Below are 21,492 nucleotides of genomic sequence, written 5' to 3'. Positions count from 1 at the left end.
CAAATCTTTAATTGTTTTTACGACTTTGTGACTTAAAGCACAAAAACTATTACACCATGCACGTAATCGAATTTCGGACGAAAGGCTTCAACTTATTGGTAGTTATATCCTCTATACGGCTCAGCGATGATGCGAACTTAATTTGAACGCTGATGACAACAAGGATTCTCCAATGGAAAAGTCAGATAACAAGCATGCTATTATCACGGTAGCAATCTGTTTCCTTATTGCCGTAATCGAAGGTCTGGATATTCAGGCTGCAGGTATTGCAGCAGCAGGGATTCGTGAATATTTCGGGCTGGATAGCTCGCAGCTAGGGGTATTTTTTAGTGCCGGTATTTTAGGATTATTACCTGGTGCTTTGGTGGGTGGTCGTATTGCAGACCGAGTGGGCCGTAAAAAAGTATTAATTTGGTCGACGGGGATGTTCGCCATCTTTACCTTATGTACGGTGTGGGTAAATAGCTTCCATAGCTTACTCGCTGTACGTTTTCTTGCCGGTGCGGGTTTAGGGGCAGCAATGCCAATTTTAATTACCTTGGCATCTGAAGCGGTAACGCCACAAAATCGTGGTCGTGCAGTCGGTTTGATGTACTGTGGTATGCCTGTGGGTGCGGCAATCTTGTCATTGGTCGCAATGACGGACTTCGGTGCAAACTGGAAAAATATTTTCTATTTAGGCGGTTTATTACCGATTGTTGTCATTCCATTGATGATCTGGTTCTTGCCTGAATCGCGTGAATTCTTGAAAGCCAAAGATCAAGCGGTTCAAGCGACTGCCAATGGCGAAGTGCAACAAGGTGCTTTCAAAAACCTCTTCAACACAGAAAACCGTTTACGTACCTTGTCAATTTGGGTGAGCTACTTCTTCACCCTGATGGTGGTGTACATCATGTTGAGCTGGTTACCGTCGTTGTTCACCGAACTCGGTTTCACACGTAAAGATGGTGCAACTGCGCAGTTCTACTTCATGGTGAGTGCAACCATTGGTACGATCATTTTAGGTATGTTGACTGACCGTTGGAAGAAAGCTTATGTGATCATTTTGATGTACGGCGGTATTTTGGCAGGTCTATTTGCGCTCAATGGTGCTGGTTCATTGACCCAAATGTACATGGCGTCAGCTTTAGTCGGTGCATTCGTGATTGGTTGCCAAGGGGTGCTGTATGCCTTCGGTGGTATCGTGTATCCGACACAGTTACGTGGTACGGGTGTTGGTGTAGCTTCAGCCGTTGGTCGTGTCGGTGCAATGTTAGGCCCTGCAATTGCGGGTCAGTTATTGGCAGCAGGTTTTGGTGCGGCAGGGGTGATTACCGCGGCAATTCCATGTATCGCAATCTCTGCAATATTTATGTTGTTATTGGTACGTCGTATTCCATCATAAGGAACATGCCATATCAAAAAAAGCCCGCATCATGCGGGCTTTTTTTATGGCGACAATAGAAGTCGCACTAATGCTCTAAACCAATATAAATAAATGTATTTTATGTAAAAATACAGCAGAAAGAAAAAACAAAAAATCAACGTAGAGGGGCTATGTCAGCAAGAAAACTGGTCGCAATTTTTAAAGTTGATCAACGTGAATTTAGTTTGTATCTACATCAGCACGAATTTATTTTGGAACTCAAACCTGTATTTCAAAGACATCGCCAACATCCGAGAAAAAATGCGTGGTTGGCCTTTGCCGATGAACCTACCCTAGAAGATGTTGCTGAAAATATTAATGCATTTGAGGTCATGCAACAGACACGCAGCCATTTATTAAAATATATCTTTCAACATCAACCGCGATATTTTTATTTTCATGCTTCGACTCGGCGAAAAGCCCGTATTTACCCACGATTTGCACAGCGGCTGGTTGAGCATTTGCCCAAGTATCGGTATTGTCAGGAAGGACAGTCATTTTATTTTTATGCACAGGACTGAATACTAAGGCTTTTAAAATATGAGCGAATCAGTAGAGTCGCCGAAAATGCATGACAACGGATGGAGAGATATGCAAAAAAATACAGCGCTGATTGTGGTCGATGTACAAAATGGTTTTACCCCAGGAGGTCAGTTGGCTGTTCCCAATGCCGATCAAATTATTCCAGGGATTAATCAACTGGGGCAATACTTTACGAATATTGTGCTGACTCAAGATTGGCATCCAGCCGACCATATCTCTTTTGCTGAAAATCATCCTGAGCATGTACCTTATGACAGCATAGAGCTGAATTATGGAACGCAAGTATTGTGGCCGACGCATTGTGTACAAGGCACACAGGATGCCGAATTGCATCCTGATTTAAATTTACCAACGGCGCAGCTAATTATCCGTAAAGGTTTTCATCAGCATATCGACAGCTACTCTGCTTTTATGGAAGCAGATCAGAAAACCTCAACAGGTTTGGCGGGCTATTTGCGCGAACGCGGTATTGATACAGTCTTTGTGGTGGGGATCGCCACGGATTTTTGTGTTGCATGGACGGCAATGGATGCACGTAAGCTTGGTTTTGAAACTTTTGTGATTGCTGATTTGACCAAAGGGATCGATTTACAGGGTTCTTTACAGCATGCATGGCAAGACATGTTGGCGAATGGGGTGAAGCGTATTTACCTGAAAGATATTGTGCAGCAGCATGCACAGGCATTATCTTTGGCATGACCCAGTGGGCTCAGTTGAGAAAAGGCACAAGGGTGTGCCTTTTTTTGTCCCTGTTTTTAAATGGAAGATGCCTATGTCGGCTTTCTTAAAATTCACTCAATTTGTGCAGAAAACATTTGCGATTTGGGTGGTGCTGTTTGCAGCGCTCGCCATGTTTTTTCCCGATGTATTTGTTTGGTTAAAAGCATATATCCCATGGATGCTAGGCATCATTATGTTGGGTATGGGCATGACCATGACACTGCAAGATTTTAAAAGTGTATTGCAAAGTCCTAAAGCTGTGATGATCGGGGTTTTGGCACAGTTTATTGTGATGCCGGGATTGGCTTTTTTCTTATGTAAATTATTACAACTGCCGACAGAAATCGCGATCGGGGTTATTCTTGTCGGTTGCTGTCCGGGTGGAACGGCCTCTAATGTCATCACCTATATGGCAAAAGGTAATACCGCATTATCTGTTGCCTGTACCTCTGTTTCGACATTACTCGCACCGGTTTTAACCCCTGCGATTTTCTATTTGTTAGCAAGCCAATGGATTGAAATTAATGCGGCATCGATGTTGGTTTCAATTTTACAAGTGGTTTTATTTCCGATCATTGTGGGGTTAATGATTCGAACTGTCTTTAAGCACCGAGTGGATGCCTATATACAGGTCATGCCATTGGTTTCTGTTGTGGCAATTGTAGCGATTGTGGCAGCAATCATTGCGGGTAGTCGAACACAGATTTTGCAATCAGGTTTACTGATTCTTGGGGTAGTGGCCTTACATAATGGCTTGGGCTATCTATTGGGTTTTTGGGCCAGCCGACTATTTAAATTGCCCTATGCAGACTGTAAAGCAGTATCAATTGAAGTCGGGATGCAAAACTCAGGTTTGGGTGTGGCATTGGCGGCGACCCATTTTGCCGCTTCACCTCTGACCGCTGTGCCGAGTGCGATTTTTAGTTTGTGGCACAATATTTCGGGTCCTGCACTGGCAACCTATTGGGCAGCGCGGACGAGTGAGCCCAAAGCATCGGAACAAGACAAGCCTGTGCAATAAACAAAAAAACAATGCAGTAAAATAGAGGGCAATGTCCCTCTTTTTTGATGTCGAAAATAAATTTTACGATTTGATGAACAGGGCTTTAGGGAATTGCATGCTTTTTTAATTGATTAATGCTATTTGTAACATAAGTGTCATATCCGCTGCCTAACATGCCGGCAAACACTTTAGATATAGACTGTTTCAAACAGCATTGAGAGGGTATGCAACATTTTCAGCATTCATCAGAGACCTATTATAATCGTGAATTGTCACTTTTAGATTTCAATCGGCGGGTCTTGGCTCAGGCACTCGATTCAAGTTTACCTTTACTTGAACGCTTGAATTTTCTCATCATTTTTTCACGCAATTTAGATGAATTCTTTGAAATTCGCATTGCGGGGCTGATGAAACAACGAGATTTGAATGCGATTGCACGGACGCCAGATGCCATTCCGACTGAAGTGGTCTTAGATGAACTTTCCCAAGTGATTCATGACACGGTTGCAGAGCAATACCAGACCCTCAATCATGCTGTATTGCCTGCATTACAAAGTGAAGGCATTCGCTTTATTCAATTTAAAGATATTTTAGAAAAACATCGGGCGTGGATTAGCCATTATTTTAGTAAAGAAGTTCAACCAGTTTTAACACCGATTAGCTTAGATCCATCTCATCCGTTTCCACGCTTGGTCAATAAAAGCCTCAACTTTATTGTGAGCCTAGAAGGCAAAGATGCCTTTGGTCGTGCCATTGAAATGGCGATTGTGCCTGCGCCACGTTCGTTGCCGCGTTTAATCAAAATGCCCGTCGAAGTTGAAGGCAGTGCAGAGACACAAATTTTCCTGACCGCCATTATTCAGCAACACATCAATGATTTATTTCCGGGGATGAAAGCGACGGGCTGTTATGCCTTTCGAGTGACACGCAATGCAGATTTGGTTTTGGCTGAGGATGTGGATGACTTGGCGGTGGCATTAAAAGATGAATTGTCTTCACGCCGTTTTGGTCGGGCAGTTCGTTTAGAAATTGAAGATGATTGTCCGCAAAGCATTATTGATTATTTGTTAGATGAATTTGATTTGAGTGAGCAGGAGCTCTATCGCATTGACGGCCCGATCAATTTATCGCGGCTCAGTACCAGTTTTAATCGGCTAGAACTGAAATATCCGGTCTATACACCAATTATTCCTAAAGTTTTTCGGAAACAAACCGCGATTTTTGATGTATTAAAAACACAAGATGTGTTGTTACATCATCCGTTTGACTCCTTTCAACCGGTCATTAACCTATTACGTGAAGCTGCAAAAGATCCTCAGGTTTTAGCCATTAAGCAGACGCTCTATCGCAGTGGGCCAGATTCGGACATCGTACAAGTTTTGGCGGAGGCTGCTCGCAACGGCAAGGAAGTAACCGCAGTTATCGAACTTCGGGCGCGGTTTGATGAAGAATCCAATATTACTGTGGCCAATATATTGCAAGAAGCTGGGGCTGTCGTGGTGTATGGCATCGTGGGCTATAAAACCCATGCCAAGATGATTTTGATTGTACGCCGTGAAAATAATCAGCTGCTACGCTACGCCCATTTGGGAACAGGTAATTATCACGCAGGCAATGCGCGGATGTATACCGATTATGGCTTGATGACGACGCATCCCGATATTTGCGAGGATGTGCATCGTATGTTTCAGGAACTGACCGGTATGGGCAAGATGGCGAAGCTGAAAGCTTTATTGCATGCACCATTTACCCTGCATACTGAATTATTGAAACTAATTGAACAGGAAATTGTTGCTGCACAAGCGGGAAAATACGCACGAATTATTGTGAAGGTCAATGCACTTACGGAACCGCAACTGATTGCTGCTTTGTATCGTGCATCGCAAGCAGGGGTACGTGTAGATTTAATTATCCGTTCGATTTGTTGTTTGATTCCTCAGGTCAAAGGTATGTCTGAGAATATTCATGTGAGATCTATCGTTGGGCGCTTCTTAGAGCACACTCGAGTGTATTATTTTGAGCATGCAGGCGAAAAACGATTGTACTGTGCCAGTGCCGATTGGATGGGACGTAACTTATTTTCACGGGTCGAAACTTGTTTTCCCATTTTAGAAAGCCGTTTGAAAAAACGCATTATGAAAGATGGTTTACTTAACTATTTGGACGATAATCAAAATGCATGGGAAATGCAGTCGAATGGGCAATGGGAGAGAGTCGTGGTTGAAGCAGGTGACGAGCTGCATAACGCGCAAAAATATTTGATTGCACAGAAAATTTCGACCGTTTAAGACAAAAAAATCCCGATTCAAGTCGGGATTTTTGATTTTGCTAAAACCTTTAAGAGGCTTTTGATTGTTTGGATTTTAAAATTTCAGTTCTGAAGTTTTGAGCCAATTCAGCGGCATCACTGTCCATTCCATTGAGCATAAACGCATGACGAGTGAGCACATTGGTCGGATTTGGCAAGCTGACCAATTGGAAATGATCTGAAATCTCTTTGAGCAAAGTTGTCGGCACATGAATGGCACTTTCTTTGGCAACCAATTGTTGGACTAAACGTTCAGCCGCTTGTACAGAAGACAATTGCATAGCTTCGACAGAGCTTGAAATTGCACTACGGGTTTGTAAAACGAATCGTTTTTCTTCACGGTAGCGTTTATATAAAACATCTGAAAGCAATTGGAATACTGAGCTGATCATGGTGAGGCAACGCAGCGCATCTGGAGTGTCAGCAGTCATGCTGATGGTTGCGCCATGTTCATCAAACTTATGCACTGTACTGATGTCAGAACTGTTCAATTTATAATGTTGAACACAGAGTTCTGTGGTTTTATTCAAGAAAATTTGGCAGAGATTAAAATACGGCACAGACACGGTTTTGTTGACGCTATCGAGCAACTGTTTCGGATCATAAAATTGAATATTTAATGCCAAGCTGTTGCTGTCGAGAACCACTGGTTTCATGTCTTTATGCTGTTTTGCTTTGGCTTGCGCATTTTGCTGCGCTTGAGCAATCGCCAGAGCGGCATTATGTTTTTCTTGTTCTAAAGCCTGCGCTAGCGTTTGAATTTCATGTTTTAGACGTGATTCATTGTTGATTCGCGCTAAATATTCAGTACGACTTGGACGCGCAATAGCGCGATACGCCAACCATAACAAGCCATGTAAGAATAATGAAAATAGAATCGCAGCCCACTGCGTACGTAAGATTTCACCAATACTTGGTTTAATTAAGGTGATTTCAACCGTTCCGACTTTCTTTTCGTTTTGCAGCGCATCACGAACAAAGATTTCACCGTCACGGGTTTTGGTCAAACCGCCTGTGGCCAAAACTTGATTATTGGCATTTAAAATGCGGATGGAAGCCACGCTCGGGTTGGTTGCATAGCGGTCAGCAAGTAAGGCTAATGATACGGTATTGGCCGGCTCAAGCTCAGATAGGCTGTCTGTAACCAATTGACTGGTCATCAGTTGTCCCTGACTGGCACGGTTTTCGTTCAATTGGTGGGTTGTTGCCAATACCAATAAAAAGGTATGCAAAGCAAAACAAACTACTAATAGGCTAGCAAATAGCCCTTGTCTAGGCGCATTCAACGTAAACTTCCAAGGCAATTCTATTCAATTTAGATTATGATTCTTACATTAGTTGTAGCTCAGACCCGAGTCAATTCATGCGAGAAATCATTCTTATATCACTTTTAGGACCTGACCAACCTAATCAATTTACACGATTAATGCAGGTTTTGTCCGCACATTCCTTACAGATTTTAGATGTCGGACAAGCAGTCATCCACAATCAGCTGACTTTAGGTATTGTTGTTTCGTCGGAAGACCAGACTGCGACAGCATTAGCCATGAAGGAGATGTTGATTTTAGCACATGATATTGGCTTAACTGTGCGCTTTAAACCAATCTCTACAACAGAATATCAACAATGGGTAAATGAGGGAGGCCGCACACGCTATATCGTTACGGCACTTGCGCCAGAATTACAGGCGTCTCATTTACAGGCAGTTACAAATATTGTGTCGAGCCAAGGCTTCAATATCGAAACGGTGACTCGTTTATCTGGCCGTCCAGAATTAGATGGATCGAGCGAAGGTCCGCGCCGTGCCTGCGTTCAATTTGGTTTAAAAGGCCAAATGTTGGATGCCACTGCGATGCGTGCAGCATGTTTACGTCTATCTACCGAACTAGGGGTAGATGTTGCCGTTCAAGAGGACAATGCTTACCGTCGTAATCGTCGTTTGGTCTGCTTTGATATGGACTCGACGCTGATTGAGCAAGAAGTGATTGACGAATTGGCGATTGAAGCGGGTGTCGGGGCTCAAGTGGCTGAAATCACTGAACGTGCTATGCAAGGCGAGCTCGATTTCCAACAAAGTTTCCGTGCACGTGTGGCACTGCTCAAAGGTATGGATGCTTCGGTATTGCCTAAAATTGCAGAACGTCTGACTGTTACAGAAGGTGCGGAACGTCTGATTTCAACGCTTAAATCATTGGGTTATCGCACGGCTATTTTGTCAGGTGGTTTTCAGTATTTTGCCGAATATCTACAAGCAAAACTGGGTATCGATGAAGTCCATGCCAATGTACTGGACGTACAAGATGGCGCGGTAACAGGTGAAGTGAAAGGCCATATTGTGGATGGTGCTCGCAAAGCCTTCTTATTGACTCAAATCGCTGAGGAAATGGGGATTTCATTAGAACAAGCCATTGCGGTCGGTGATGGTGCGAATGACTTGCCAATGTTGTCTTTAGCCGGCTTAGGCGTTGCCTTCCGTGCGAAACCTTTGGTGCGTCAAAATGCCAATCAAGCCATTTCAAGCGTGGGTCTAGATGGTGTTCTTTACCTGCTTGGTGTGCATGATAAAGATTTGAATCGTGCTTAAAACCATTTAAGTCATAATAAAAAACGTAGCCAAAAGGCTGCGTTTTTTTATGCCAAGAATTCAGCTCATCCGATGAACGGTAGAAGAAAATTGTCGATAAAAACAACGATTAACAGCATTCGAAAAATTAATTTTTTTAGCCTAAAACCAGCTGTTTTTTTTGTAATGACACTCGAAACGAGATGCCATCATTGTTCTAGAAATTCTTTAAAAAGAAAAAATGTAATGACAAAATAATGTTGCGACAAGGTGTGTCGCATGGACAAAAAACGAGACTTTTTTTATGCAAAAAACTCAGCATAATGCTTGCAAGAGATTGAGATCGACCAAATCTATTTACTGAAGATACAGTAGTGAGACGGCTCAGCATCCTGTAAGACAAGAGATGTCAGCTGTCAAATGACGGAGGTTTTTATGTTAACAGCGAATTTAGCAACAATCGTTGGCCTGAGCTTGGTATCGGCGGCTGTGATTGCTGTTTTCTTCTCGCCTTATCGTCGCTGGTTAAGTTTTATGCTGGCGGGGATGCTGGTGTGGGGACTCATTGAAGTGATTCGATTTGGCACACAAACCATGTTTGAATTATCAGTGACCTATAGTTATTTAACGGCATTAATGGCCGCAATGGTGGTATTCACTTTAGTATTGTTACGTGAAGACCGTCGTGCAGAGCGTGCGATGGCAAAGCGTCAATGTATAGAGCATACGCCTGTATATGATGAAGAGCAGCAATGTTCGAGCCGATAAATGCCAGAACAAAATTTCAATGAAAATGCGCCTGAGGGCGCATTTTTTTTATGAACGCATTAGTCCGATTTGAGATACAAAGCCTTACTTCTCAAAAGCCAAGTTATGGTAGGATGAAACCAGTCAATTTTCCAACAATTACAATAGGCTTTAAGTCATGAAACTATCATCAATTCCTGTCGTAAAACTACCTTTAGTTGATGTCAGTACGGATCCACTTGATTTACTCGTGGCAGGTTTAGCGCTTCGTATGAAACAGCTTGCACGTACTAGCCCTAAATTCATTGAATTGGTTCATGAACGTCAATTCCGCATTCAAATCGGCACGGATTTAGGTGTTGCACGTCAAATTATTGTAAATAACGGACAGATTGATACTGTTTCAGGCGATGCTGAAAAAGCAGACTTTATTTTGCAATTTGCGGACAGTGAACAGGGCGTGAAAACCCTAATGAAAGGTGACCCAACTGCATTCATGACGGGTATGCAAAATGGCAGTATTAAAATGGAAGGTGATTTTGGTTTACTGGTTTGGTTTAACCAAGTGGCGAAGTTAATTCCACCTAAACTTCCAAAACCGGTTAAAGAAAAAATCAAAATCGCACGTGCGTTTATTAAAGAAAAAACAGGTAAGTAAGATTTACGCCTTGTTCTCCTCCTAAAGGAGGAGCATTAAAAAAAGCCCTCTTTTGAGGGCTTTTTTTAATGCTTCAGTGGTTATTCAACTTCTAAATTAAAGGTCACTGGACCGTCATTAACCAAATGCACTTTCATGTCGGCGGCAAAGATGCCTGTTTGTACATGGTCATATTGGCTCTTGGTGTAATCGACCAGCTGTTCATACAGTGCTTTGGCATCGTTTGGCGGCATGGCAGGGCCAAAATCGGGGCGCAGGCCTTTTTGCGTTTGCGCCATCAGGGTAAATTGAGACACCAAGAGGATACCGCCGCCGGCTTGACTGACATTCCAGCCCATCTTGCCTTGTTCATCATCAAAAAAGCGGTATTTCAAGATCTTATCAATCAGCTTTTTGCCTTTTTCTAAATCGTCAGCTTTGCCAAGGCCTAAAAACACCAAAATACCGTGATTAATTTCACCCGTGATCTCACCATCGACCACCACTTTGGCTTCTAAAACACGTTGTAACAAGGCCCGCATAACTTCTTCCGAGTAGAAAATTGAACATAGGGCAGGGATTGTAGCAAAGACAGCATTCTTTCGAGGCGATGTTTAGAAAATTTTGGGCTCAAACATTTGAAAATTAACTTTATATTTTTTATAAATCTAACAATACGATTGAATTTATAAAAATAATCTGTTTTATCTATTTATTAAATATCAGTATCTTTGCGGAGCAGGAAAGGTATTTAACAGAGAGATTAAGACGATGTTTAAGCGTTCTTTATTGGTTGCGATGTTAGCAACAGCAACAGCGGCGACTCAAGCAGCGCCATTAACCAAAGACAATGGTGCACCAGTAGGCGATAACCAAAACTCGATTACTGCGGGTCCAAATGGTTCAGTTCTACTTCAAGACGTACAATTGGTTCAAAAATTACAACGTTTTGGTCGTGAGCGTATTCCTGAGCGTGTGGTACATGCCCGTGGCACAGGTGCGTATGGTGAATTCGTTGCAACTAAAGATTTATCTGATCTCACCATTGCTTCATTGTTCAAAGCAGGTACTAAGACTCCAGTTTTCTTACGTTTCTCGACTGTAATTCATGGTAAAGGTTCTCCAGAAACTTTACGTGACCCGCACGGTTTTGCGATCAAGTTCTATACACAAGAAGGCAACTGGGACTTAGTGGGTAACCAAACTCCAGTATTCTTCATCCGTGATGCGATCAAATTCCCAGACTTCATCCATGCCATGAAGCCTAGCCCAATCAACAATGTTCAAGACGCAAACCGCGTATTTGACTTCTTGTCTAGCCAGCCATGGGCAACCAACATGTTGACTTATGTGTATGGTAACCAAGGTGTGCCTACCAGCTACCGCGAACAAGACGGCTTTGGTGTACATGCGTACAAGCTTTATAACGACAAAGGCGAATACAAATACGTTAAATTCAACTTCCGCTCTAAACAAGGCGTGAAAGGTCTGAACGTTAAAGAAGCGATGGAGCAGCAAGGTAAAGATTTCAATCACTTGACTAACAATCTTTATAACAACATCAACGCTGGTAAATTCCCGAAATGGGATCTTTATATCCAAGTGTTAGATCCTAAAGATTTAAACAGCTTTGATTTTGACCCGCTTGATCCAACAAAAATCTGGCCGACGAACCTAGTTCCAGAAACTAAAGTCGGTACGTTAACGCTGAACCGTATGCCGAAAAACTTCTTCAATGAAACTGAACAAGTGGCATTGGCTCCAGGTAACTTAGTTCCAGGTATCGAGCCTTCAGAAGACCGTCTATTACAAGGTCGTATCTTCTCTTACTCAGATACTCAAATGTACCGTTTAGGCGCGAACCACCAGCAAATTCCAGTCAACCGTCCGCTTGTTGCTGTTAACAACAACAACCAAGATGGCTACATGAATGTTAGCGAGCGTGATTCTGACGTGAACTACGAGCCAAGTCGTAAAGTGCCTAAAGCTGCCACTGAGAAAGCACGCGCTGTTCAAACTCCGCTGACAGGCACAGTTCAACAGATCGGTACCAAAGAGCAAAACTTCAAGCAAGCGGGTGAGCTTTACCGTTCATACTCTGCTAAAGAAAAAGACGATTTAATCATGAACTTGGCTGCGGATCTTGGCAACGTAAAAGATTCTGAAACCAAGCACATCATGTTGTCTTACTTCTACAAAGCAGATGCAGACTACGGTATGCGTATGACTAAAGCAGTAAACGGCAACCTTGCAACAGTAAAAGCTAAAGCAGCACAACTGAAAGACTAATTTCGATCAGTCTGAAGGATTGGTAACTAGGGTCTAGAACGTTACCTCAAAAAAGTCCTATGAAGCTCCATACCTTTCCTGCACCCTAGGGGGAGTTTCATAGGCACTCCTTAAATATTCATTTTTTTAATGAAATGAATTGTTTCTAATTCAATTCTACATTCGATTTCTGTTGGAGTTCATCATGAAAGTTATGCAGCATTTGACTTTAGCCAGTCTTCTTGCGTTTGGTTCCGCATTCGCAAACGTGGCAATCGCGGAAGATATCTCCCCCGCTAAAGCAACTGCAAGCGATCAGATGACCTCACAACAGGAATTGATCGCAATTTTCTTTGCTGCAGCCAAAACTGGCAATGAAGAAGTCATCAATGAATTTCTTAAGCACGGTTTTCCGGTCGATGTGCGCAATGCTTCGGGTTTTACACCACTGATGATGGCGACCTATTATGGTCATCAAAATATTGTGACTCGTTTGCTAGAACAAGGTGCAGACCGCTGCGCACGTGACAATAAAGGCAACACCGCATTGATGGGTGCCATGTTTAAATTAGAATGGGCGATTGCAAAGCAATTACGCCAAGTGGATTGCCATGCAAATGCCAAAAAAATGGGGCAAAAGACTGCAGAACAGTTTGCGCGTGAATTTGGTCAAGAAGAAAAATATCGACAGTTACTCAAAAAATAGTGAGCTTGATCGCGCTCAGCTTCAGCAAAAAAATTGAAAAAAGTCGATGAATCGCGGTGATTTATAAGTTATTCCACTAAATCAATCGGCTTTTTATCAATAAAGTATGCTTTAATGCAAAGAGTTGATAAAAACTGAAAGTCTTTATGTCTCCAATCATCCAATCCTTATTAGACACAGATCTGTATAAATTCACCATGCTTCAGGTGGTGTTACACAAATTTCCGCAAACCCATAGTGTGTATCACTTTCGTTGCCGTAACTTGGATGATACAGCCTATCCACTGGTTGAAATTTTGGATGATTTAAACATGCAGCTCGACATGCTTTGTCAGTTGAAGTTTAAAGAAGATGAATTGCAGTATTTACGCAGTTTACGTTTTATTAAAAGCGATTTTGTTGATTATCTTGAATTATTTCAGCTTAAACGCCGTTTTATTAAAGCGGGTATTGATGATGAAGGTCGACTGGACATTTGGGTAGAAGGCCCAATGGTTCAAGCGATGATGTTTGAAATCTTTGTTTTAGCCATCGTCAATGAATTATATTTCCAACGTATTCGTACACCAGAAGTTTTAGCCGAAGGTGAGCGCCGTTTGCAACATAAGATTGCCTTGCTGAAGCAGTATGAAGCACGGCAAAATCCAAATGATCCACCATTCTTGGTCTCTGATTTTGGCACGCGTCGTCGTTATAGTTATGCATGGCAAAAGCATGTAATTGAAGAATTAAATCAGGCTTCACCGTATATTTTCCGCGGTACAAGTAATGTTCTGATTGCCAAAGACTTGAACATTACTCCAATTGGTACGATGGCGCATGAGTTCCTACAAGCATTCCAAGCGCTTGATGTTCGTCTACGTAACTTCCAGAAGTCTGCGCTAGAAACATGGGTGCAGGAATACCGCGGTGACTTAGGAATAGCCTTAACAGACGTTGTCGGTATGGATGCGTTCCTACGTGACTTCGATTTGTACTTTGCCAAACTATTCGACGGTTTACGTCATGACAGTGGCGACCCGTATGAATGGGGCGATAAAGCCTATGCACATTACAAAAAGCTTAAAGTCGATAGCAAAAGTAAAATGCTGACCTTTAGTGATGGTCTAAATATCGAAAAAGCGTGGGATTTGCATAATTACTTCAAAGACCGTTTCCAAGTGAGTTTTGGTATTGGCACCAACTTGACCAATGATATGGGACAAACTGCGCTGAATATCGTACTGAAACTGGTTGAATGTAATGGTCAATCTGTGGCAAAAATTTCAGATAGTCCGGGTAAAACCATGACAGATAATGATACTTTCTTAGCGTATCTACGTCAGGTGTTTGACATCTCTGAAGTTAGCGCTTAAACACAGCATTAGATAAAACTAAAAAAGCCGAATCAATGATTCGGTTTTTTTATATCTAAAATATTGCTAAAGGAATGCAAAAATTCAGAATAATAGTGAAAATGACTTATGCTAAGATCGAATTTAATCGCACAAAATACAACACGAACAACGATGACAGCATCTACACTGAATTTTGGTCTGCTGATTGAAGCGGAAGAATTGGTTCCACATCTTGGTAATGAAAAACTACGGATCGTCGATTTGAGTCGTCGTTCGGTTTATGACCAATTGCATATTCCACATGCACTGCATGTGCAGCCGAAACTGTTAGTGCGCCAAGAAGAACAAGCGATGGGGCTTTTACCTGACCAAGCCGGTTTAGAACAGCTCATCAGCTATCTGAATATCAGTCCAGAACATCATGTAGTAGTGTATGACGATGAAGGTGGGGCATGGGCTGGTCGACTGATTTGGAACTTACATTGCCTCGGTTTTGAAAATACCAGTCTCCTCAATGGTGGCATCCATGCTTGGCTTGGGGCAGGCTTACCGACCTCGTCTGAAATTGAGCAATTTGAACCCGTGAGCCCATTGGTTGAAGTAAGTGCAGAGGCGCGTGCTCAGTATCAAACAGATTATGATGAGCTATTGGCTCGTGTGCAGCAGGAGCAAATCCAAGTATGGGACTGCCGTACCGAAGATGAATATACAGGCCTACGTTTGGCTGCGCGACGCGGCGGTCACATTCCGGGGGCACGACATTTCGAATGGAGTACTGCCCTTAACCGGGAAAATCATTTAAAATTGCATCCTTTAGAACGCACACAACAACGCTTAGAACAATTGGGATTCAATTTAAACGAACCTGTGGTGGTATATTGTCAGTCCCATCATCGGTCGGGCCTAGCTTATATACTGGGACGTTTACTCGGTTGGAATATTCGAGCTTATGATGGTGCGTGGAGCGAGTGGGGCAACCGACTCGATAGTCCTGTGATCACCGGAGAGTTGCCGTCTTGAGCCTTACATCTCAGTTAAAAAAACAAATTTTTATTCAAGCTCAGCGTGTTGTTCCGCAGCACAAATTATCACGTATCGTGGGTAAATTGGCTGCGAGTGAAAACCCTGTGGTGAAAAATGCTGTGATTACCGCATTTAAAGCACAGTATGGCATCGACATGTCGATTGCTGAGCAAAGTAATGCCCTGAAATTTAAATCATTCAATGAATTTTTCACTCGTTCTTTAAAAGAAGGCGTACGTGTAGTTGATGCAAATGCCAACAGTGTTGTTTCACCCGCAGATGGTGCGATTTCACAACTGGGTAAAATTGAAAATGGTGATGTATTTCAGGCCAAAGGGCAGAAGTTCACTGTTGAAAACCTGATTGCCGATCCACAATTGGCTGAGCCGTTTAAAAATGGTCAGTTTGCTACGGTCTATTTGTCTCCAAAAGACTACCACCGTGTACATATGCCATTTGCAGGGACATTGACAGAAACTTTGTATGTACCGGGTGAATTATTCTCTGTAAACCAAACCACTGCTGAAAATATTCCGGGTTTATTCGCTCGTAATGAACGCATGGTCTGCTTATTTGATACAGAAGTTGGTCGTATGGCGGTCGTACTGGTAGGTGCAATGATCGTGGCAGGTATTGAAACCGTGGCTACAGGTAAAGTTAAACCGACAGGGCGTTTGGAACTGAATCAACACGATTTATTCTTAGAAAAAGGTGCAGAATTGGGCCGTTTCTATTTAGGTTCAACAGCGGTTGTGTTGTTTGAAGAAAACAAAATGCAATGGGATGCGACCTTTAAAGCCAACTCGACTGTGGTGATGGGCGAAGCTTTAGGGCATACCATTTAATGAATTCCCTGTCCCTTTAGGAGAGGGTTAGGGAGAGGTTTTTGAGCTAAGCTGATGTATTCAAAAAAGAATCCCTTCTAACCTCCCTTTATTAAAGGAATGAATAAAAAAAAGCGCCATCAGGCGCTTTTTTTTAATTTCAAAATTTAGCGTTTTACGACAATCGAGTCGATACTGCTATGACGTAAAGTTTGCTGTGCAATCACAGCAGCTTCTTGTGAATCATAGGGGCCAGACACAACGCGATACCAAACTTTGCCGTTTTCATTACTTTGAATCACATCGGCAGATAAACCGTTCAAAATAATTTCAGCACGTCGTGCATCGGCTTGATCAGGATCATCATAACTGCGCACTTGCAGAATATAACTTGCAGCAACAGGCGCAGTTTCTGTGGTTTCTAGTCCAAGCTCTGTGGTTTCAACTGGCTTTTGTTCTGGTGCATCAACAATCACCACCGTTTCTTTATTTTCGGTTTCTGGAACAGCTTGTTCAGGAATTGGCGTCACTTGTTGCTGAGGCAATAGGTCGTAGAAACGATAGTCTTTATTGGTTTCTTCTTGGTAGTGTTCAGAGGTAATTTGACCTTTTGGCTTCACAGGCTCCCAAGGTTTCCAAAGCATGAGCGCAACTAAGAAACTCAACACGATTAAAATGATGACAAGTGTACCTAGCCATGCTGGAATCAATGGTTTTTTAGGCTTATTTGGCCGATCAGATACACCGCGCTGCGTTTTTCCAAACACGTGGAAACCTCATTTAATTTTAATTGTCACGAACCACTTTGGGGCAGCCCAAAGTAGCAAGTCTTGATTGTTATATATTACATGAGTGTCATCAGGAATTTGTTTAATTTTCACAATTTCAGCACAGCCAAGATGACACGGACATATTGCTGAATATAAACGAAATACAGGCTCATTTCGAGCCTGTATTGAAAAGGATTCTTTTTAGCACAATGCAATTGATGACGCTTAAACCCATGCGCTGTGTTTGTGCATGGGCGATGCCGATGAATTTCTATTGTGCTCGCAACATAAAGGGTTGCTTACATGCTTTCAGGCGCACTCACACCCAATAATTCAAGACCATTGCGTAAAACTTGCTGTACGTTTACAGACAGTAATAAGCGCGCTTGAGTCAGTTCTGCATCATCACCCAAGACTTTATTTTCGTTGTACCAACCATGGAACAACGCCGCCAACTCTTTCAAGTAGTTACCCACTTGGTGTGGTTCATAGCTGTTTGCTGCACGAACCACAATTTCAGGGTAAGCCGCAAGTTTAGCAAGAACTTCAGTTTCAGCTTCTAACTCAAGTTTAGCTGCAAATTGACGTGCAGCTTCAGCAGAGAATTGAACGTCTGTCGCAGCAGCTTTTTCGAGCATACGGCAGATACGTGCGTGTGCGTATTGGATGTAGTACACCGCATTGTCTTTGCTTTGAGACACAGCAAGGTCTAAGTCGAAGTCAATGTGTTGTTCTGATTTACGCATGACGTAGTAGAAACGAGCAGCATCGTTGCCCACTTCTTTACGTAAGTCACGTAAAGTCACGAATTGACCTGAACGAGATGACATTTGAACCATCTCGCCGCCACGCCATAGGCTCACAAATTGAACCAAAAGTACGGTCAATTTTTTAGAATCATAGCCAAGCGCATCAATCGCTGCTTTCACACGTGCAATATAACCGTGGTGGTCTGAACCCCAAATATCAATGATATCGGTATAGCCGCGTTGTAGTTTATTTAAGTGATAAGCAATGTCGGATGCGAAGTATGTAGTTTGACCATTACGACGTTTCACAACACGGTCTTTTTCATCACCAAAATCAGTTGATTTGAACCAGATGTTGCCATCTTTTTCGTATAAGAAACCACGTTGATCGAGCATTTGTAATGCTTCATCAATTTTTTCAGTCAAGGTTGCTTCGCTGAACCATTGATTGAAAGTCACGCCAAATTCACCGAGGTCATCTTTAATGTCATCGAGAATGGCTTTCAGCGCAGCTTGATGGAACACACGGTAACCCGCAGCCAAATGGTTTTGTGAATTATGAATTAGGCCATCAATGTGTTTTTCTTTATCGCCTGAAACAACGACTTTATTGCCTTCGCTATCGAGTTCAGCGGCATATTGCACATCTTCTGGAACATCTTTGTAGATGTCGGCCACAGGGCGTACATAAGCATCGCCATCTTTGTCGATAATGCTTTGTGCGATTTCTTTAACGTAGTCGCCTTGATATGCATTTTTAGGGAAGACCAGTTGTTGACCGGTCAATTCTAAATAACGCAAGTAAGTCGATGTCGCCAAGATATCCATTTGACGGCCAGCATCGTTGACATAGTATTCACGGTCAACTTTGGCACCTGTTGCTTCAAGAAGATTGGCAACGGTCATACCGTAAGCTGCGCCACGACCATGACCAACGTGTAGGCTAGACGTTGGGTTAGCTGAAACGAATTCCACTTGAACACGTTTTTCAGCATTGGCCTGTGTACGACCGAACTGATCTTTCTGAGCTTGAATTTGGTCTAAGACAGCAAATCGTTGGTCAGCGTTTAAAAAGAAGTTAATAAAGCCAGGACCTGCAATTTCTGCTTTGCTGATATCTGCGACTTCTGGAAGATTTGCCAGAATTTTTTCGGCTAAATCACGCGGCTTCATACCTGCAGCTTTAGAGGCAATCATGGCAATGTTTGACGCAAAGTCACCGTGGCTTCGGTCTTTGGTTCGGGTCAAATTGCTAGTATTGTTCCAGTCATTTGGGAGTACACCTTCAGCTTGAAGGGATTGCACTGCATGATCGAGCGCTGCTTGTATTGCCGTATTCATAATCAGTCGAAAAATAAATGTCGCAGAAAAACGGTAAATATAGCAAATTTCAGGCTCTTTAGGTGAACCCATTTGTTGCGAATAAAAAATATTCGATAAAAGTGAAGCATTGCTTATATCGAAGTAAAACGATATAAGTGGTTTAGCGATTCAGGATCACTGCTTGAGTATATGGATATGTCACAACCCACCCCTAAAATTTTTGGCAATGTGCCGAAGTTAGCTGCACGCTGGGCGCTGATTATCGTGCCGTTTATTTTGTCTTGTCTCATGAGCGGCATTATTTCGTTTATTAATATGCTCAGAAATTTAGGTTGGTTTGAGGGTTTTCTTACCCTATGGCTGCATAATTGGATGATTTCTTGGGCAATTGCTTTTCCCATTGTGCTGATTTTATTGCCGTTTGTTCGAAAATTTACAGGCCTGCTGGTTGATATGTCAGGACCACAGCCACCTGCAAAATAAGCCTGCATGTAAGTCACAGTTGAGTAAAACGGTGACTTACTGCATTTCGCTTTAAATATTTATAGGCTATCGCGACAACTTACTGCTTTAGAGAGTAATTCGGCTTTGTTGTTTTGGAAGGTATAGAGTTTTGAGGAATTAAACACTTTAATGACTTTGGCCTGAGCGACAGCGGTTTTAAAGCTTTGGAACTTTTGCTGATGGGCTGTCTCAAACGGATTTCCAAAGTTTTTATTGTCGAGCAGAATTTGAATTTGCCCCACATTTGTATCATGTGCTTTTAGGATCTCTTGGCCATCCGCGTTGCTTATACTGAAAGTTGGGCGCTGAGTGCTGATTTTGCAATTCAATTTGAGGCTCAAGGTGAAATTGTCTGCCGATTTATTTTTGAGGGTAGATGTGCCTTGTTGATCATTTTCAATATAGACCCACTGATTTTTCGGCATATTGGTCAGCAGAGTTTCTAACTGTTGTTGGGTACTTTTGCTGATATCGACCGTGCCTTTTTTATCGATTTCAGGGGCTTTTTCTTTACCGAGCATGCCCATCACTTTGTTGCTGACTGTACTGCTGGTTTTGGAAATGGTCTGGCAAGCGCTTAAGCTACTGATAATCAGAATGAAAGGTAGGGTATAGATGGCAGGTAAATGCATAGATTTTATTGTTCTATTAAATTTTCGGATCGGCAAAGTTTAACGGTTCTACGCATAAAGCTCAAACCTGCGGCCAATCTCCTTTGAGGAGGACTGCTGCAGGCGGCTAAAGCAGCCATTCTACACAGGCACGAATAATCCCTAGTGCGAGGCCAATAAAACCACCGACCACGACACCATTGACTCGAATCATATGCAAGTCGCCACCGACTTCGTTTTCGATCTTATCTATCATTTCACGTGAGTCCCATTCATGTATACGTTCACTGATAAACCGAATGACTTTTTCGCTATATTGATCGGAGAGATTGATGGCAATATCACTCATTTTTTCATTCAGCAATTGGCGTACAGCGACGTTAGAGACAATATTTTCGCCCACTTGTTGAATGGCGACTCTTAAATTTTGTGCAATACCTGAGTCCGGCTTTTGTAGATCAGATTTAATCGCATCACATAAAATCACAACAGCGCCGCTTAAAAAGTTAAGCATTTGTGGGCTGTCTAATAAAGCGTCTTTGGTGCTATTCAAACGTTGGCTGGCTACACTTTGATTGTCTGCCAACTCATGCATGAGTTGCTGTGCCATGTCTTCGATTTTACGGCGCCACGGATGTTCATGGTCAGCAAGCATGGACTCAACACGACTGACCAGTGAATCAATGGTGCGCTGCTGTACATCAATACCAATCCAGCTCGCACCTTTGGCGAGCTTCCAAACCCCGAGTTCTTTAAACAATTGACGTGAAAGGTCGCGGGTTTGTTCTGGATGCTGTGTGACCCAATCATGGGCTAAATCGAGCCCGCGCTGTAACACATCTTGATGGAAGTCATTTTCTAAAACTGCCCGTAGCATTTCACTGGCAAGATGGTTGACTTGCGTATTGCGTACCCATTGCACGCTGTTATTTTGGATAAATTGTCCAATTTGTTCCTGACCGACAAATTCGAAAATTTTCGGTACCGTTTGCTGAATGACTTGGGTCACTTGCGCATTATTGTGCGGATTGGCCAACCATTTCCCGACGGCAAGAGAGAGATCCGTCTCCGCTAAGCTTTTTTCAACCACTTGTGGTGAAAGAAAATTCTCCTGAACAAAGCGGCCCATTGACTCGGCAATGCGTGCTTTATTGCGTGGAATAATTTCTGTGTGGTCACGTAAAAATTTAGGAATCGGAATCCGACCAAAGGGATTGCGAAATAAAACGGTTATCGCATACCAGTCTGCCAAACCACCAACCACGCCAGCTTCTGCTGAAAGCATCAAAATATGAATGAGCCAAACATATTCGGGCAGCAATTTAGCTGCGATCATCAATGCAATCCACGCCAGCACAGCCACCACCAAAGCAATGGTGGCAAAGCGTTTACTGCGTTGCAGACTGGGTGAAACAGCGGGCTGTTCAGTTGGGTTCATCAATGATCGGGTC

At 42.7% G+C, this 21,492-nt stretch carries 20 protein-coding genes; 14 read left to right on the top strand and 6 right to left on the bottom strand.

The features are described 5' to 3' along the window. The first annotated feature begins 172 nt into the window (after positions 1-172). The 5 genes from mhpT to ppk1 all read left to right on the top strand — a co-directional run bounded on the left by mhpT (position 173) and on the right by ppk1 (position 5,959). On the top strand, positions 173-1,384 hold the full coding sequence (mhpT, locus tag MST17_RS15650) for a 3-(3-hydroxy-phenyl)propionate transporter MhpT (RefSeq protein WP_180025869.1): 1,212 nt from the start codon (positions 173-175) through the stop codon (positions 1,382-1,384). A gap of 152 nt (positions 1,385-1,536) precedes the next feature. After that, positions 1,537-1,926, top strand: coding sequence for a hypothetical protein (locus MST17_RS15645; RefSeq protein ID WP_180025870.1), 390 nt, complete (start codon positions 1,537-1,539; stop codon positions 1,924-1,926). A gap of 70 nt (positions 1,927-1,996) precedes the next feature. Next, positions 1,997-2,647: a bifunctional nicotinamidase/pyrazinamidase gene (gene pncA / locus MST17_RS15640; protein ID WP_180025948.1), complete on the top strand. Its 651-nt coding sequence runs from the start codon at positions 1,997-1,999 to the stop codon at positions 2,645-2,647. Positions 2,648-2,720: 73 nt separating this feature from the next. Continuing rightward, positions 2,721-3,689, top strand: coding sequence for a bile acid:sodium symporter family protein (locus tag MST17_RS15635; protein WP_078190620.1), 969 nt, complete (start codon positions 2,721-2,723; stop codon positions 3,687-3,689). A 206-nt stretch (positions 3,690-3,895) separates the two neighbouring features. Further along, a complete protein-coding gene (ppk1, locus tag MST17_RS15630; protein ID WP_180025871.1) occupies positions 3,896-5,959 on the top strand; it encodes a polyphosphate kinase 1 in 2,064 nt (687 codons plus the stop codon). Positions 5,960-6,008: 49 nt separating this feature from the next. Here the strand turns inward: ppk1 and MST17_RS15625 are convergent, their stop codons facing one another. Next, on the bottom strand, positions 6,009-7,265 hold the full coding sequence (locus MST17_RS15625; RefSeq protein WP_168379711.1) for a hypothetical protein: 1,257 nt from the start codon (positions 7,263-7,265) through the stop codon (positions 6,009-6,011). A 77-nt stretch (positions 7,266-7,342) separates the two neighbouring features. On the opposite strand from MST17_RS15625, the gene serB reads away from it, so the two are divergent. The 3 genes from serB to MST17_RS15610 all read left to right on the top strand — a co-directional run bounded on the left by serB (position 7,343) and on the right by MST17_RS15610 (position 9,947). Further along, positions 7,343-8,563, top strand: a complete 1,221-nt coding sequence (gene serB, locus MST17_RS15620) for a phosphoserine phosphatase SerB (RefSeq protein ID WP_078193257.1) — start codon at positions 7,343-7,345, stop codon at positions 8,561-8,563. A 414-nt stretch (positions 8,564-8,977) separates the two neighbouring features. Beyond that, positions 8,978-9,310 (top strand): AciT family ciprofloxacin tolerance protein, encoded by a 333-nt coding sequence (gene aciT, locus MST17_RS15615; protein WP_078190616.1) that lies wholly within the window; start codon positions 8,978-8,980, stop codon positions 9,308-9,310. 157 nt (positions 9,311-9,467) lie between these two features. Further along, on the top strand, positions 9,468-9,947 hold the full coding sequence (locus MST17_RS15610; RefSeq protein WP_078190615.1) for an SCP2 sterol-binding domain-containing protein: 480 nt from the start codon (positions 9,468-9,470) through the stop codon (positions 9,945-9,947). An 80-nt stretch (positions 9,948-10,027) separates the two neighbouring features. Here MST17_RS15610 and dtd read toward each other — a convergent pair whose 3' ends face one another. Then, on the bottom strand, positions 10,028-10,468 hold the full coding sequence (gene dtd / locus MST17_RS15605) for a D-aminoacyl-tRNA deacylase (protein WP_168379709.1): 441 nt from the start codon (positions 10,466-10,468) through the stop codon (positions 10,028-10,030). A 229-nt stretch (positions 10,469-10,697) separates the two neighbouring features. On the opposite strand from dtd, the gene MST17_RS15600 reads away from it, so the two are divergent. The 5 genes from MST17_RS15600 (at position 10,698) to asd (ending at position 16,105) form a co-directional block, all read left to right on the top strand. After that, a complete protein-coding gene (locus MST17_RS15600) occupies positions 10,698-12,215 on the top strand; it encodes a catalase (protein ID WP_180025872.1) in 1,518 nt (505 codons plus the stop codon). A 184-nt stretch (positions 12,216-12,399) separates the two neighbouring features. Next, complete coding sequence (locus tag MST17_RS15595; protein WP_180025873.1) at positions 12,400-12,900, top strand: ankyrin repeat domain-containing protein; 501 nt, start codon at positions 12,400-12,402, stop codon at positions 12,898-12,900. Between the two features lie 146 nt (positions 12,901-13,046). Further along, the gene (gene pncB, locus MST17_RS15590) at positions 13,047-14,255 is read left to right on the top strand and encodes a nicotinate phosphoribosyltransferase (RefSeq protein WP_111885113.1); all 1,209 of its coding nucleotides are present in this window, start codon (positions 13,047-13,049) and stop codon (positions 14,253-14,255) included. A 153-nt stretch (positions 14,256-14,408) separates the two neighbouring features. After that, positions 14,409-15,257 carry a sulfurtransferase gene (locus MST17_RS15585; protein ID WP_180008663.1) on the top strand — a complete coding sequence of 283 codons (849 nt, stop codon included), beginning with the start codon at positions 14,409-14,411 and terminating at the stop codon, positions 15,255-15,257. Beyond that, positions 15,254-16,105 carry an archaetidylserine decarboxylase gene (asd, locus tag MST17_RS15580; protein ID WP_078193251.1) on the top strand — a complete coding sequence of 284 codons (852 nt, stop codon included), beginning with the start codon at positions 15,254-15,256 and terminating at the stop codon, positions 16,103-16,105. Before MST17_RS15585 ends, asd begins: the two co-directional genes overlap by 4 nt. Before the next feature lie 146 nt (positions 16,106-16,251). On the opposite strand, the gene MST17_RS15575 is transcribed toward asd, so the two are convergent. Both MST17_RS15575 and argS read right to left on the bottom strand, forming a co-directional pair. Then, on the bottom strand, positions 16,252-16,851 hold the full coding sequence (locus MST17_RS15575; RefSeq protein WP_180004357.1) for an SPOR domain-containing protein: 600 nt from the start codon (positions 16,849-16,851) through the stop codon (positions 16,252-16,254). A 302-nt stretch (positions 16,852-17,153) separates the two neighbouring features. Continuing rightward, entirely contained in the window at positions 17,154-18,944 is a 1,791-nt protein-coding gene (gene argS, locus MST17_RS15570; protein ID WP_180025874.1) for an arginine--tRNA ligase, read from the bottom strand. Between the two features lie 177 nt (positions 18,945-19,121). On the opposite strand from argS, the gene MST17_RS15565 reads away from it, so the two are divergent. Continuing rightward, entirely contained in the window at positions 19,122-19,409 is a 288-nt protein-coding gene (locus MST17_RS15565; RefSeq protein ID WP_372491143.1) for a DUF2798 domain-containing protein, read from the top strand. 59 nt (positions 19,410-19,468) lie between these two features. Here MST17_RS15565 and MST17_RS15560 read toward each other — a convergent pair whose 3' ends face one another. Both MST17_RS15560 and MST17_RS15555 read right to left on the bottom strand, forming a co-directional pair. After that, positions 19,469-20,062, bottom strand: a complete 594-nt coding sequence (locus MST17_RS15560) for a hypothetical protein (protein ID WP_180025875.1) — start codon at positions 20,060-20,062, stop codon at positions 19,469-19,471. Between the two features lie 106 nt (positions 20,063-20,168). Beyond that, positions 20,169-21,479 (bottom strand): DUF445 domain-containing protein, encoded by a 1,311-nt coding sequence (locus tag MST17_RS15555; RefSeq protein WP_180025876.1) that lies wholly within the window; start codon positions 21,477-21,479, stop codon positions 20,169-20,171. Positions 21,480-21,492 lie beyond the last annotated feature (13 nt).

The organism is Acinetobacter sp. YH16056_T (assembly GCF_024605895.1).
Lineage (GTDB): Bacteria > Pseudomonadota > Gammaproteobacteria > Pseudomonadales > Moraxellaceae > Acinetobacter > Acinetobacter amyesii.
The sequence above is the reverse complement of the archived record's forward strand: the minus strand, read 5'-3'. Positions and strand labels throughout refer to the sequence as shown.